Annotated in this window: 12 protein-coding genes; 9 read left to right on the top strand and 3 right to left on the bottom strand. The window is 69.4% G+C overall.

Translation table 11 applies throughout. The annotated features are described in order from the left end of the window. Window positions 1-182 precede the first annotated feature (182 nt). Window positions 183-2,141, bottom strand: a complete 1,959-nt coding sequence (gene htpG / locus QH276_RS23775; RefSeq protein WP_280402619.1) for a molecular chaperone HtpG — start codon at window positions 2,139-2,141, stop codon at window positions 183-185. A 15-nt stretch (window positions 2,142-2,156) separates the two neighbouring features. Next, complete coding sequence (locus QH276_RS23770; RefSeq protein WP_280402643.1) at window positions 2,157-3,782, bottom strand: TM0106 family RecB-like putative nuclease; 1,626 nt, start codon at window positions 3,780-3,782, stop codon at window positions 2,157-2,159. 960 nt (window positions 3,783-4,742) lie between these two features. Between QH276_RS23770 and QH276_RS23765 the strand changes: the two genes are divergently transcribed. From QH276_RS23765 to rraA, 7 genes are all read left to right on the top strand, one after another. Continuing rightward, window positions 4,743-5,381 (top strand): DUF6474 family protein, encoded by a 639-nt coding sequence (locus QH276_RS23765; RefSeq protein ID WP_280402620.1) that lies wholly within the window; start codon window positions 4,743-4,745, stop codon window positions 5,379-5,381. Window positions 5,382-5,674: 293 nt separating this feature from the next. After that, the gene (locus QH276_RS23760) at window positions 5,675-6,334 is read left to right on the top strand and encodes a hypothetical protein (protein ID WP_280402621.1); all 660 of its coding nucleotides are present in this window, start codon (window positions 5,675-5,677) and stop codon (window positions 6,332-6,334) included. Next, complete coding sequence (locus QH276_RS23755; RefSeq protein WP_280402622.1) at window positions 6,295-6,951, top strand: YcnI family protein; 657 nt, start codon at window positions 6,295-6,297, stop codon at window positions 6,949-6,951. Before QH276_RS23760 ends, QH276_RS23755 begins: the two co-directional genes overlap by 40 nt. Further along, window positions 6,948-7,487, top strand: a complete 540-nt coding sequence (locus tag QH276_RS23750) for a copper resistance CopC family protein (protein WP_280402623.1) — start codon at window positions 6,948-6,950, stop codon at window positions 7,485-7,487. The genes QH276_RS23755 and QH276_RS23750 overlap by 4 nt, the downstream gene beginning before the upstream one ends. Then, window positions 7,484-8,410, top strand: coding sequence for a CopD family protein (locus tag QH276_RS23745; RefSeq protein WP_280402624.1), 927 nt, complete (start codon window positions 7,484-7,486; stop codon window positions 8,408-8,410). Before QH276_RS23750 ends, QH276_RS23745 begins: the two co-directional genes overlap by 4 nt. Before the next feature lie 64 nt (window positions 8,411-8,474). Further along, complete coding sequence (locus tag QH276_RS23740; RefSeq protein WP_280402625.1) at window positions 8,475-8,837, top strand: DUF5313 family protein; 363 nt, start codon at window positions 8,475-8,477, stop codon at window positions 8,835-8,837. Between the two features lie 80 nt (window positions 8,838-8,917). Next, on the top strand, window positions 8,918-9,406 hold the full coding sequence (gene rraA, locus QH276_RS23735; RefSeq protein WP_280402626.1) for a ribonuclease E activity regulator RraA: 489 nt from the start codon (window positions 8,918-8,920) through the stop codon (window positions 9,404-9,406). 40 nt (window positions 9,407-9,446) lie between these two features. Here rraA and QH276_RS23730 read toward each other — a convergent pair whose 3' ends face one another. Continuing rightward, window positions 9,447-9,668, bottom strand: a complete 222-nt coding sequence (locus QH276_RS23730) for an RNA-binding S4 domain-containing protein (protein WP_280402627.1) — start codon at window positions 9,666-9,668, stop codon at window positions 9,447-9,449. 235 nt (window positions 9,669-9,903) lie between these two features. On the opposite strand from QH276_RS23730, the gene lysX reads away from it, so the two are divergent. Then, window positions 9,904-13,218 carry a bifunctional lysylphosphatidylglycerol synthetase/lysine--tRNA ligase LysX gene (lysX, locus tag QH276_RS23725; RefSeq protein WP_280402628.1) on the top strand — a complete coding sequence of 1,105 codons (3,315 nt, stop codon included), beginning with the start codon at window positions 9,904-9,906 and terminating at the stop codon, window positions 13,216-13,218. Window positions 13,219-13,339: 121 nt separating this feature from the next. Continuing rightward, window positions 13,340-13,774, top strand: coding sequence for a hypothetical protein (locus QH276_RS23720; RefSeq protein WP_280402629.1), 435 nt, complete (start codon window positions 13,340-13,342; stop codon window positions 13,772-13,774). Window positions 13,775-13,901: the final 127 nt, after the last annotated feature.

Raw genomic sequence — 13,901 nt, 5'->3', positions numbered from 1 at the left:
GGCGGTGAGCTGAAGGATCCGGCGAAGTTCGCGCAGATTCTGGCCGATCGCCTGACGCGCACGCTCTGACCTGACGCGCACGCACTGTCAGGGCCGCCGCCCCCGGCCCCCGCCCCCGCCCCCGGCCCCGGGCGCGGGCCGGGGGCCGGGGCCCGCTGCCCTGACAGTGCGTGCGCGTCAGGTCAGAGCGTGCGCGTCAGGCGATCGGCCAGAATCTGCGCGAACTTCGCCGGATCCTTCAGCTCACCGCCCTCGGCCAGTACCGCGGTGCCGTAGAGGAGTTCGGCGGTTTCGGTGAGTTCGGGAACCTTACCCTCGTCGGCATCCTGTTTGCGGCTGTCGTAGGCGTCGCGCAGGCCCGTCACCAGCGGGTGGGTCGGGTTGAGCTCCAGGATCCGCTTGAACTGCGGCAGCTCCTGACCCGAGGCCCGGTACATCCGCTCCAGCATCGGGGTCATATCGAAGACGTCACCGACCAGGCAGACCGGCGAGGAAGTGAGCCGCGAGCTGAGCCGGACCTCCTTGACACTGTCCTCCAGGGTTTTACCCAGCCAGGTCAGCACCTCGGCGAAATCCTTGTCCTGCTGTTCGCGCAGAGCCTCGGATTCCTTCTTCTCCTCCTCCGTTTCCAGATCGACCTCGCCCTTGGCGATCGACTGGAGCCGTTTGCCCTCGAACTCCGTCACCGATCCGACCCACATCTCGTCGACCGGGTCGGTGAGGATCAGCACCTCGCGGCCCTTGGCACGGAACGCCTCCAGGTGCGGCGACTTCTCCACCTGCTCCCGGGATTCGCCGGTCATGTAGTAGATCGCGTCCTGGCCCTCGGGCATCCGCTCCACGTACTGCGCCAGTGTCGTGGCCTCGGTATCGGAGTGGGTGGAGGCGAACGACGACACCTCGAGGATGGTGGCCTGGTTGTCGAAATCGGAGAGCAGACCTTCCTTGAGGACCCGGCCGAATTCCTGCCAGAAGGTGCGGTACTTGGTCTGGTCCTCGGCGCCCTGCAACTCCTTGACGGTGCTCAGCACCTTTTTGACCAGGCGCTTGCGGATCATCTGGATCTGCCGGTCCTGCTGCAGGATCTCGCGGGAGACGTTCAGCGACAGGTCCTGCGCGTCCACCACACCCTTGACGAAACGCAGGTACTCCGGCATCAGCTCTTCGCAGTTGTCCATGATGAACACCCGCTTCACATAGAGCTGTACGCCGCGTTTGTGTTCGCGGGTGAACAGGTCGAACGGTGCCTGCGAGGGCAGGAACAGCAGTGCCTGGTACTCGAAGGTGCCCTCGGCCTTCAGCGGGATGATCTCGAGCGGCTCGTCCCAGGCATGGCTGACATGCTTGTAGAACTCGTGGTATTCCTCCTCGGACACTTCACCTTTGGGGCGGGTCCAGAGGGCCTTCATCGAGTTGAGCGTCTGCTCCTCGACGACGGTCTTCTCCGTTTTCTCCTCGCCCTCACCCTCGGTGACGGTCCGCTCGACCTGCATCCGGATCGGCCAGGCGATGAAATCGGAGTACTTCTTGACGATTTCGCGGAGCTTGTACTCCTGCGTGTAATCGAAGAGGTGATCCTCGGCGTCGGCCGGTTTCAGGTGCAGCGTGACCGCGGTGCCCTGCGGCGCCTCGTCGAGGGTTTCGATCGTGTACGACCCGGAGCCGGCCTCGGACTGCCAGCGGGTCGCGGTGGTCTCGCCCGCGCGGCGGGTGGTCAGCTCGACCTTGTCGGCCACCATGAACGTCGAATAGAAGCCGATACCGAACTGGCCGATCAGCTCCTCTGCGGCGGCCTCGGATTTGGCCTCGTTGAGTTTGCGGCGCAGTTCGGCGGTACCGGACTTCGCCAGCGTCCCGATCAGATCCACCACTTCGGCACGCGACATGCCGATGCCGTTGTCCCGGACGGTGAGGATCCGCTGATCCTTGTCGACCTCCAGCTCGATGTGCAGGTCGTCGGTATCGACGTGCAGATCCTTGTCCCGGTAGGACTCCAGCCGCAGCTTGTCCAGCGCGTCGGAAGCGTTCGAGATCAGCTCCCGCAGGAACGTGTCTTTGTTGGAGTAGACCGAGTGGATCATCAGCTCGAGCAGCTGATGGGTCTCGGCCTGGAACTCGAGTTGTTCGACGTGCTCTGTCACGGTGTCCTATGTTAATCAAGCCTGCGCGGGGCTCGGGCGCAGGTCGGGCGGGGTAACGGGGGGCTGCGCGAAATCCGCGAGCGCGGGGACCTCACGGTCGGCGCAGTGTTCGGCCGGGGTGCGCGGATTCATCCATTCCCGCAGCACAGCGGTGGCGCGGACATCGTCTTCGTTGTATTCGAGCAACCGGGTGCGCTGGGTGAGATCCGGCGCGGTGTCGTAACCGACCGCGCGCCGGTACCAGCTCATCGACGCCTCGCCCCCGGCCTCCGGATCGCGCCAGGCGAATCCGGCCACGGGCGCGATCTTCTTCAGGCCCTTGCCACTCGGGCAGATGAACTGATCGGTGACCGCCTGGAACATATCCACCCACTGCACCGAATCGACGAATCTCGTCACCTCCGCCGCGGTGGGGACCCCGGGTCGGCCGGCGAACCGGCGCGCCGACTCGTAGAGCCATTTGTCCTCGGCCGAACGCGAATAGCAGTAGGCGGCGAAGGTCTTCCCGGCGGCGACGGCCGCGTCGCGCACACCCATCAGCCAGGTCCAGAACTCGGCGAAGGAGCGGCCCTCGTCCTCGGTGGGCAGCGGATCCCAGGTGACGAACGGCCGGTACTGCCCATCGAGCAGGGTGCCCCACAGGTAGGCGCCGTCCTCCTGATAACTCTCCAGATCTACATCCACCTCGACATCGGCGCGACGCACCCACACCCGGTCGAACCGGCGCACCAGCGGCGCGTCCACCAGCCACGCGCGCGCGGTGACCACGGCCTCCTCGAACGGCCCGTGCTGCCAGTCCTCCGGTTCGGGCCCGGTCCAGGCGGCGAGTTCGTCGATGGTGCGCACCCCGAGCCCGCGCAGCAGGTCGGCCCGGGAACCCGGCGCCACCACGCTCACATCGCGATGCTCCGTGAGCCATGCCTGGCAGCCGCCGGCGGTGCCGCGGGTCCACCACGGGCACTGACGGCATTCGGGAACCTTCGAGGGCACGGTCGCGACCTCACCGCGCAATACCGCGATCCGGTCGGCGTACCGGCTGTCGTATTCGGTGAGTACCGCGGTGAGATCGTGCACCAGGATCCGGTCGAAATGGAAGCCGATAACGCCACCCACCGGGGTGGACGGGGCCAGCCCGCGGCGCTGGAGCATCCGGTACACATGGGCCAGGCGCTGCTGGTCGCGGGGCTGCTGGCGGAGTTTGCGGGCTCGGTCGGGTTCGGGGTGCCAGTGCAGCAGATCCGAGGTGAGCGGATGGAATTCGGCCGGTTCGGGTTTGCGCGGATCGGTGACCTTGTGGTTGACCACGATCACCGGGATATAGCCGCCCGCCTTGTCACGAAGCAGGATTTCGGCGCCGCCGCGGCGGCCGGTATCGGGTTCCTGGGGTAGCAGCGCACCCCAGATCCGGTCCGCCCCGGCCGCGCAGGCCTCCAAGGTGGCCGCGGCGCGGGCAGCGGCGGGCCGGGCCGGGTCGATGATCACCCAGCTACCGGGATCCTCCGCGACCAAGGTGTCGCGAACCCGGTCGCGGTGGGCCTGGGCGGCAGCGCGGCGTTGCTGGACGCCGGGGTCCTCCCGTACCTCGGCCAGTTGTTCCGGATAGGCGGCATCGAGGCCGAGTCGATGCCGGCATCCGATCAATCCGCGGGCATCGAGAAAAACCGGGCGACCTCGCCCGGGAGGCGAAGCATCGACGGCAGGGACAGGAACACCGTCCGGTTCGCCGGCGACGATGCCGTGGTCGGTTCCGCCGGCCCACGCATCGGTTCGGCCGATACGGGCATCCGTGTCATCGGTACCCGCTTCCCCCTCGTCGTCGGCATCCGTGTCGTAGGCGGCATCCGTGTCGTCGCCGTCGAAGCCCGGTACCTCGTCGTCAGCGCCCGGGCGGGCGCCTATTCCGGCACGCACAGCGGCCGCCCCATCACCGCCGTCCGCGGCGATCGCACCGGCGCCGGTTCCGGCGGCGGCCGGGGCGGGGCCGGTTCCGTTACTCGTAAGGGCTTCGTCAGCGCCCACGGCGGCGTCGCTTTCGGCACCCACGCCAAGGGGGTCTTCGCGGTCGATACTGCCCGGTTGCACGCAAGCAGTATGGTCCTTGCCCCCGACAGTGCCGCGAATCGAGCACCCCGAGCGGTCGTGCGGGCACCGTCGCGGACCTGTCCGCGCCGCCGCCCGAACCGTCCACGTCGGCCATTCGCTGCCCCGCTCACGGGACTTTTCGGTACAGCTTGCACGGCTCGCGCCGGCACTCTGCGGTTGCCGCTCCGCGGCCGATCCTCGGCACTCAACCTCAGCCCTCAGCGGACCGCCGTACCGGGCGCGGCGGCCGCGCCGTACGGATGGGCGGCCACTCCGACCGCACCGTTCAGGAAATATCCCGAGCCTCCGCGGCGGCTCCGGCGATATGCTCCCGGGCGCCGGCGTGCCCGAGTCCGGTGGCGGCGGCTCTTCACGACACCACTCGGCGGGACCCGGGTGGCGTCTCTCGCCGGTTGGGCCGGGAACCCGATAAGGTGTCGGCGAACCGTGTGACACGGGTGGACGATGCGGTTTCCGTGTCGTATCGCCGCAGCGAACCAGCATTACGGAGGGCCTTCGATGGGGTTGTTCACCAAGCGCAAGCGGCGGCCGAGTCGGCGGGCCGAGGCCAAGGCTCTCAAGCACAAGGCTGCGATGGAGGCCAAACTCGGCGCCAAGAACGAGCGTAAGCGGCTGCGTTCGGAGGCCCGGGCGCAGAACAAGGTAGCCAAGGCACAGATCGCCGCCTTACAGGCCGAGGAGAAGGCCGCCCTCAAAGCCGCCGCCCGCGCCGAACGCGACCCCTTCAGTCCGGGACAGGTCAAGAAGTATCTCGGGGTGGCGCGGGTGCTGGTTCCGGTGCTCGCCCCGCTGGCCTACCGCGGCGCGACGTATGTCCGGGGACAGTTGGACGCCCGCCGGGCCAAACAGCTCGGTGTGGGGGTGAACCAGCTCGGCGACTACGCCGGGCACGGCGGCCGGTTGCAGGCGCGGATCGCCAATACCGGAGCCGCGTTGGACAAGATCGCGAACGGCAACGGGGGCAAGGACACTCAGCAGTTCGTGTCCAGCGCCCGGAGCCGGCTCGAAGCCCTCGATTCCGCGGTGCGCACCGCGGATCAGATGCCCACGGCGCGGCGGCGTTCGGTGCATGCCTCGATCGCCACGGAACTGTCCAAGATCGAAGCGGACGTACTGGCCCGCCTCGGTGTCGCCTGACCCGACGCTGTCCACCGGATCCGGCGCGTAGTACGAGGCCGGTGGCAGCTCGCAGTCCTCGTCGGCGACCGGCGTAGGACGACACCGGAACGGCAACGACGATCGCTGCCGGCCATCGCGCCGGCTTCGCGGACGAAGGAGACCACGTATACCGCGGTCGCGGTGACCGCACGACCATCTGCCCGGCATCATCCTTGCCGGGGCCGGGTGATCGCGCGGCGGGCGGGTCCACGAGGATGGACGCCGACCGGCCCGACCGGCCGGCGTCTGCCCGCACACCCCGAAAGCCCTCGATGTCCCCGAACTCCTACCCCGGTCCCGCGCAACTGCGCGGCTGCGTGGTGGGCGTGGCGACCGGGGCGCTGGCCGTGGCCGCACACGGCGCGGCGGGCGGCGGGTACCCCACCTCCACCGGTGCCGCATTTCTGCTGCTGACCGCGCTGGTCACCGGGTGGGCGTCCGGATCCGTTGGCCCCGGCATGCGGAGCGCCTTCGCACACCGTGCCGCGGCTCCCGTCGTGGCTGTCCTCGGTCCGCTGGCGGCAGGCCAGTTCGCCGGCCATTGGGCCCTCACCGGGCTCACCGGCCACCACGCCGGCGCGGATACCGCGATCGGTGAATCGCTCTCCGGGGGGCCGTTCGGTGCGGCGATGTTCGCCGCTCATCTGCTGGCGGTGCTGCTGTGCGCCCTGGTGATCGTCGCCGCCGAACGGCTGTACCGGGCGGCATCGGCGGTGGTGCGGGCGCTGCTCACACCGGTGCGCGACACTCGGGGCGCACTCCTGGGCATGGCTGCCGGGCACGCCGCGGCCCCGCGTTATCGCACTCCGAACGGGGCGTCCGGCCCGCGAGCGCCCCCGGCGCCCGCGCACCTCGACGCTTCCCATACCTTCGGAGAGAAAGTAATCACCCCATGTCCTACGGGTTTTCCCCGGTCCTGCGCCGCGGCCTGACCGCCACCGTCGCCGCGGGTTTCGTCGTGGCCGGCGCCGGTACGGCCGCCGCGCACGTCACTGTTTCCGCCCCGAACGCCACCCCCGGCCGTTCCACTGTCGCGACCTTCAGCGTGCCCACCGAATCCGAAACCGCCGGTACCACCGCGGTGCGGATCACCGTGCCGGAGATCGCGACCGCCCGCACCGAGCCGCTCCCGGGCTGGACCGCGAAGATCGAACGCGACGGCCAGGACCGGGTCGTCGCCGTCACCTGGACCGCGAACCCCGGTGGCCCGGGTATCCGGCCCGGTGAGTTCCAGCGTTTCGTGGTGTCACTCGGACCGCTGCCCGAAGCGGAGTCGATCAGCTTCCCGGCCGAGCAGACCTACAGCGACGGCACCGTGGTGAACTGGGACGAAACCGGTGATCACGATTCGGCCGAACATCCCGCTCCAGCTCTCACCCTGGGCGCCGATACCGGCGACCAGGCCGGTCACGACCACGGCGATCAGGCCGCGGCCGCACCGGCCGAGAACAGCGACACCACCGCCCGCTGGCTCGGCGGCCTGGGCCTGGCGCTCGCCGCGCTGGCCCTGGGCGCCGGTATCGGCGCCGTGGTCCGGGGTCGGCGATGAACCGCCGGGCCGTACTGTTCGCCCTGGTCACAGCCTTGATAGGGCTACTGTTCGGGCCGGTCGCCGGTACGGCCGCCGCCCATTCCACGGTCGTGAGCAGCGATCCCGCCGACGGCGCTGTTCTCGACACCGGCCCGGCCCGCGCGACCATCACCTTCAACGAACCGCTGCAGCCGAACTTCCCCGCCATGACCGTGGTGGGTCCGGACGGGAATCTGTGGTCGAAGGGCGACCCGGTCGTCGAGGGCCGCGACCTCAGTGTGGAGGTCGGCGAACTCGGCCCGACGGGGGTGTACCGGGTGGCCTTCCGGGTCACCTCGGCGGACGGCCATGTGGTCGACGGTGAACGCACCTTCACGCTGAGCACCGCCGGGCACGGCACGCCCGGTCCGGCCGCGAACGCGCAGGGGTCCGGCAGCGGCGACGGCGGGGTGCCGGTGTGGGTGTTCATCGCCGGTGCGGTCGTACTGTTCGGGGCGGGCCTGGCCTTCGCACTGTTCGGTTCGGGTCTGGGCAAGGGTAAGAACCGGCAGTGAGACGTGGTATCCCGGGCGGACTCGACAATCGGGTCGCGCTCGGACTCGCGATCCCGGCGGGCCTGCTCGGGGTGCTGCTGGCCTGGGCGCTCAGCGATATCCCGGCGGCCGCCGGCGTACGCGTCTGCGCCGACCTCGCCGGTGCGGCCGTACTCGGCCTGGCGACCCTGCCCCGGTTGAACGACCGGCTCCCGGTGCCGTGGCGGATGACGGCGGTGCTGGCGGCGCTGTGGTGCTGCCTCGAATTCGTGGTGCTGGTATTCGCCGCGGGCGAGGTCGTCGGCTCCGGCGTAGCCGCCTTGAGCCCGGCGGATTTCGGGACCTATCTGGTCCGGATCAGTGCGGGCCAGATAGGTCTGGCCATCCTGCTCGCCACGGCGGTGGTCGCGGGTTACGCGGCCCTCGCCTTCCGCGGCCTGGTGCAGCGCACCCCCGACCTGGTGCTGGTGTTCGCCGCGGTGGCGGTTACCTTGCGCCCGGTCACCGGGCATATGTCGCAGCAGGTGTTCGGATCGGTACTGGCCGGCGTGCACGCCCTGGCGGCGTCGATCTGGCTGGGCCTGCTGCTGGCGCTGGCGCTGGTGGTGCGCGGGCGCCGCGATTGGGCCGAGACCCTGCCCCGGTATTCCGGGATAGCCGTGCCGATGGTGGCGGCGATCGCGGTGACCGGTGTGATCAACGGTGTGGTCCGGCTGGGCGGGGTCGAGCCGTTCGTCACCACTGGCTACGGCCGCATCATGCTGGTGAAAGCATTGTTGCTGGTGGTGCTGCTGGCCCTCGGCTGGTGGTGGCGGCGCACCTGGGTCGCGGCGGCGGCCGCGCACCGGATGACGGCCGAGGCGTCGTTGCGGCGGGCGGTGCTGGAGGTGGCGCTGATCGCGGTGGTGTTCGGGCTGGCGGCCTCGCTGGCCATCACGGGCTGACCTCGGGGTCTGAGGGCGCGGAATCCCTCTGGTGACGACCGTCGCACCGGCATAGCCTTGAGCTATGAACACGCCGACCTTGAAACAACGGATCGCCTACGATCTGGGTCGGGAATTGCCCGCGGAGTTCCACGAATGGGTTGTCGAGGATCTCTGCGGCCACGGCGCCATGGAGCGCTACCTGATCCGCTTCGTCGGGCCGGTCATCCCCTTCTTCATCCTGATCCTGCTGTTCCCGGGACCGATGACGCTCAAGCTCGGGCTGATCGTCATGATGATCGTTCCGCTGATCATCTTCACGATCGCACTGAGCTGGGTGTGGCGGCGCTACCGCCTGGTGCAGCACGGACTGGACCCCGACCTGGCCGATAAGCAGAAGTGCTCGCCGCACGATCGTGAGCTCTACAACCTGCGCTATCGCCATTGACGACCGGCCGGTAGCGGCCGGGGCGACCGGGGCCGGGGGTCGATGCCGGCTGCCCGCCGCGGCCCGGCACAATCGGGACCGTGACCGAATCAGCGCAGCAGGTGGCCACCGCGGATCTCGCCGACGAGATCGGCCCCGATATCCGTAGTTGTGATACCCAGTTCATCCAGTTCGGCGGCCGGCCGGTTTTTGCCGGCCGGATCACCACGATCCGCTGCTTCCAGGACAATCTGCTGGTCAAACAGACACTCAGCGAACCGGGAGACGGCAAGGTACTCGTTGTCGACGGCGGCGCGAGTGTCCATACGGCGCTGATCGGCGATATCATCGCCGGTCGCGGGGTCGACAACGGCTGGGCCGGTGTCGTGGTGAACGGTGCGGTCCGCGATTCCGCGATTCTGCGCACCCTCGATATCGGGCTCAAGGCACTGGGCACCAATCCGCGCAAGAGCACCCAGACCGGTTCCGGCGAGAAAGATGTGCCCGTGGAGTTCGGCGGCATCACCTTCCGGCCCGGCGAAATGCTCTACAGCGATCACGACGGCATCGTGGTCCGCGCCGAGGACTGACAAGTTCCGCCGGCGAGTTGCCGACCCGCCGATTTCCGGACTATCCGCCGCTCACCCTGGCCTGATGGCCGGCGATCGTCACCACATCGCCGACCTGGAGCTGGCGGCCGCGCCGCAATTCGACCTCGTCGTTGACCCGCACCAGGCCGGCGGCGATCACGGTCTTGGCCTCCGACCCCGATTCGATCAGATTCGCCAGTTTCAGGAACTGCCCGAGCCGTATGGCTTCATCGTCGATAGGCACATCGATGGGATCCGGCATAGCCACATGCTTACTCCCTCGCCCGAGAGGCGGTCCGACCACCCCGGCCGAACCCGGCCGCACACCGACATTCCCGGCATTTCACCGGCGTTCGCGCGCCACGCCCGGAGCGCGGTTACACATTTCGGCCAACCCGGCCCGCGCACAGGGAAATACGTGCCGTTATCGGCCGATATAGCCCGAACACGCCGGTACACAGCCGGGATTCGGTGCGGATCGGCGGCAGACTGGAACGGTGATATCCACGCAGGAACCGCCAGATCTGGAAATACCCGGCCGATCCTCGAGTACCGGTCGGTTCACGGCGATACCACATGCCCTCGCCACGGTTTTCGGAGTTCTCGCCGCGGCCTGCCTGCTGTGGAGTTCGGTGCCGGCGTTGTCCGGCGCTCTGGAAGGTCCCCGCGACTACCTGGATCAGTACTATCTGCACGCGCCGGCGACCAATCTGCTGTGGGCGACCGGAGCCGGGCTGCTCGCCCTGGGACTTTCGCGGCGTAAACGGCTCGCATGGTGGTTGATACTGCTCTATACGGCGAGCTGGCTGCCGGTGAACCTTGTCGATATCGCCGCAGATCACGACCCGAATGCCGGGCCGGCGCTTCTTCTGCACGCCGGGGTCCTGGGCCTGCTGGTCGCGGGCCGGGCACAGTTCGCCGCGCGGATCCGGCAGTGCTCGCCGCGGCCGGCGGTCACCGTCTGCGCCGCCGGGCTGGCGGCCGCCGCCGTGGCCGGTGTCTGCGTGGTGCAACTGTTCCCCGGCACCCTCGCCCCGGGTGCGGACCGCGTGCTGTTCGTCGGCTCCCAGCTCACCGCGAACCTGCTGGTACGCCCCGCGCAACTGACCGGGACCGCACCGTTTTTCGCCGCCTTCCTGATCGGCCTGTTCGGCGCCCTGGTCTGCGCGGCCACCGGCACGGTGCTGGTGCGGACGCAACGCCGCGAGCACGCGCTCACCGAGGCCGACGAGACGGCGCTGCGAGAACTGGTGCACGGCCCGGGTCCCGCCGGCTCCACCGACTATTTCGCCACCCGCCGCGACCGCAACGTCGTCTTCGCCCCGAACGGCCGCGCGGCCATCGGCTTCCGGGTGGAATCGGGGATCTGCCTGGCACTGGGCGACCCCGTCGGCGCGCGCGACTGCTGGCCGCAGGCGGTCGAGGCATGGCAGCGCCACGCGCGGCGGTTCGGGTGGCCGGTGGCGGTCGTCGGGGCCGGTGAGAACGGTGTCGCGGTGTACCGCCGAGCCGGACTCGATGCCGTACCCGCCGGGGCGGAGGCCCTGCTCGACACCCGTACGTTCTCCCTCACCACTCCCGAACTCCGGCCCGTCCGCGATGCCGTCACCCGGCTGCGCACAGCGGGTGTCACGGTGCGGGTCCGGCGGCACCGTGAGATCGGGACCGCCGAGTTCGCCCGGCTCGCGGTCGCGGCCGACCGATGGCGGCATACCGAAACCGAACGCGGGTATCCGCTGCCGCTGGGTCGGCTCGGCGATCGGCACGACGGCGATTGCCTGCTCGTGGAGGCGGTCGACGCCGAGGATCGGGTGCTCGGCCTGCTCTCGCTGGTGCCGTGGGGTCGCACTGGGGCCACACTGGAACTGCTGCGCCGTGAACCGGGTGCCGCCGAGGACATCACCGACCTGCTCATCACGGAATTCATCCTCCGGGCCGAACAGTTCGGGATCGAACAGGTCTCGTTGAGCTTCACCCTGTTCAGGTCGGTGTTCGAGGCAGCCGCGCAGCGGGTCTCGCGCCGGCCGCACTGGGCGGCGGTGACTCGGCTGCGCAGTGGGGCGCGGACCCTGCCGCTGTCGTTCTCGCGGTGGTGGCAGCTGGACCAGCTGTACCGCGCGGGTACGCGGTATCAGCCACGCTGGGTGCCTCGCTACGTACTGTCCACCGATCCGCGGCACCTGCCGCGGATCGCCGTAGCAGCCGCACGCGCCGAAGGCCTGCTCCCGAGCCCGGACGGTGGCGCCGGCGCGTTCACCCATACCGGGCGCTACCGCGCCGCCCCCGAGGTCACCGCCGTGGCGCATCCTGTGGTGGCCGCGGCACCGGTTGCCGAAGCTGTTCCGGCCCGCGATCCCCGTCCGGAGCAGGTCCGGGTGCGGACGGACAAACTGGAGCGGCTGGCGGCGGCGAATATCGACCCCTATCCCCCGCCCTTCCCACCCACCCATGCCATCGCCGCGGCCCGCCGGGTGCCGCGCGGCACCACTGTGCGGATATCGGGCCGGCTGCTGCGGCGGCGGGACTGTGGCGGTGTGCAGTTCGCGGTGGTCCGCGACTGGACCGGCGATCTCCAGCTGCTGTTCGACCGCGATCGGCTCGGCCCCGGCCGCTGCGCCGAATTCGGCGAGTTCGCCGACCTGGGCGATCTGATCTCGGTGAGCGGGCAGCTCGGGTACAGCCGGCGCGGGGAGCTCTCCCTGCTGGTGGCCGACTGGCGGATGCTGGCGAAATGCCTGCGCCCGCTGCCCGGAAAATGGCACGGTCTCACCGATCCCGACGCCCGCCTGCGCCGCGGCTATCTCGACCTGATGATCGACCGGCAGGCCCGCGAACTGCTGGCCCGCCGCAGCGCCGTACTACGCACGCTGCGCGACACCCTGCACGACGGCGGCTTCCTCGAGGTCAGCTCACCGGTGCTGCAACCCGGCACCGGAACGGGGACAACGCGCAGTATGCGCACGCATATCGACGCCGGCAACACCGATCTGCATCTGCGTCTCGATCCGGAATCGGCGTTGAAGCGGCTGTGCGTCGGCGGTGTGGAGAAGGTATTCGAACTGGGCCCCGGTTTCCGCAATACCCGCGCGGATGCCCGGCACCTACCGGAATTCACCCTGCTGGAAGCGTATGAGGCGCACGGTGACCATCAGCGGATGATGGCGTTGTGCCGCCACCTCGTCCAGCAGGCCGCACGCGCCGTGAATGATTCGGCGATCGCCATGCGGCCGCGACCCGACGGTTCGTCCGAGGCGGTGGATCTGTCCGGCGAGTGGCGGATGCGTTCGGTCTACGACGCGCTCACCCGGGAAACGGGTATCGAGATCACCCCGGATACCGAACCGCCGCGGTTGCGGGAACTGTGCGAGAAAGCCGATATCACCGCGCAGCCCGGCTGGGCGCACGGCCGGCTCGTGTACGCGCTCTACCAGCGCCTGGTCGTCCCCACCACCGACCGGCCCACCTTCTACACCGACTTCCCCGGTTCCGTATCGCCGGCCGCGCGCGCCCAGCGCCACCGCGGTGACCTGGCCGAACGCTGGGAGCTGGTGGCCGGCGGGATCGAAGTGGCCACCGGGCGCAGCGAACTGACCGACCCGGTGGAGCTGCGCCGCCGGGTTACCGCGCAGGCCCGCCCGGGCGCCGAGAACGGTGCGGCCACCGTCGGGCTGGACGAGGATCTGCTACACGCGCTGGAATACGGTATGCCGCCCACCGGTGGCTTGAGCCTGGGCGTCGAACGGGTGTTGATGCTGCTCACCGGGCGCGCGATCCGGGAAACCCAGACGTTTCCCTTGGTTCGCCGGCGCTGACGGCACCTCCGGCGGCGAGAACGCTGGGAATACGTGAGGTTTCGTGCCCGCGACACGGGGAAGTACCGTGTAGGCACTCCGGCCCGAGGAGGAGGGCCGAATATTTCGAACGGGGTTTACTTTGAGTTATCTGGACCTGCTCACCCACGCGAGCCATATGGACTATTCGGCCTGGGCCGATACCGATGTGCTGGCTTCCGTGGTCGATCTGGAAGCGGCGCGCAAGCGCAAAGGCAAGGGTGGCGGCGGCGGCTGGATCGTGGGTCTGATCTGCCTCGTGGTCGTCGTGGCGATAATCGTCGCGGTGGTGCTGATGGCACGGAAGAAGAACGACAACAACAACGCGCAGGGCCAGTTCCCGGGTCAGCCCCCGCAGGGCGGTTATCCCCAGCAAGGCGGTTACCCCCAGCAAGGCGGATATCCCCAAGAAGGTGGCTACCCGCAGCAGGGCGGATATCCCCAGCAGGGCGGGTATCCGCAGCAGGGCGGCTACCCGTCCGACCCGAACAACCCGCCGCAGGGCGGTCAGCCGCCGTACCCACCGGCCGGCCACTGACCCGCACAGACTGCTCCGGAAAGGGCCCGGGGCGCCCCCGCGGGCCCCGGGGCGGGGCGGCACGGTGGGGCGGCGGTGGATTCCCGGAGGCGGCGCTGCCCGCGGCCCGTCGGCGCCGTGGGCTTCC

Origin of the sequence: Nocardia carnea, assembly GCF_029869215.1 — a bacterium.
GTDB classification, from domain to species: domain Bacteria; phylum Actinomycetota; class Actinomycetes; order Mycobacteriales; family Mycobacteriaceae; genus Nocardia; species Nocardia carnea_B.
The sequence above is the reverse complement of the archived record's forward strand: the minus strand, read 5'-3'. Positions and strand labels throughout refer to the sequence as shown.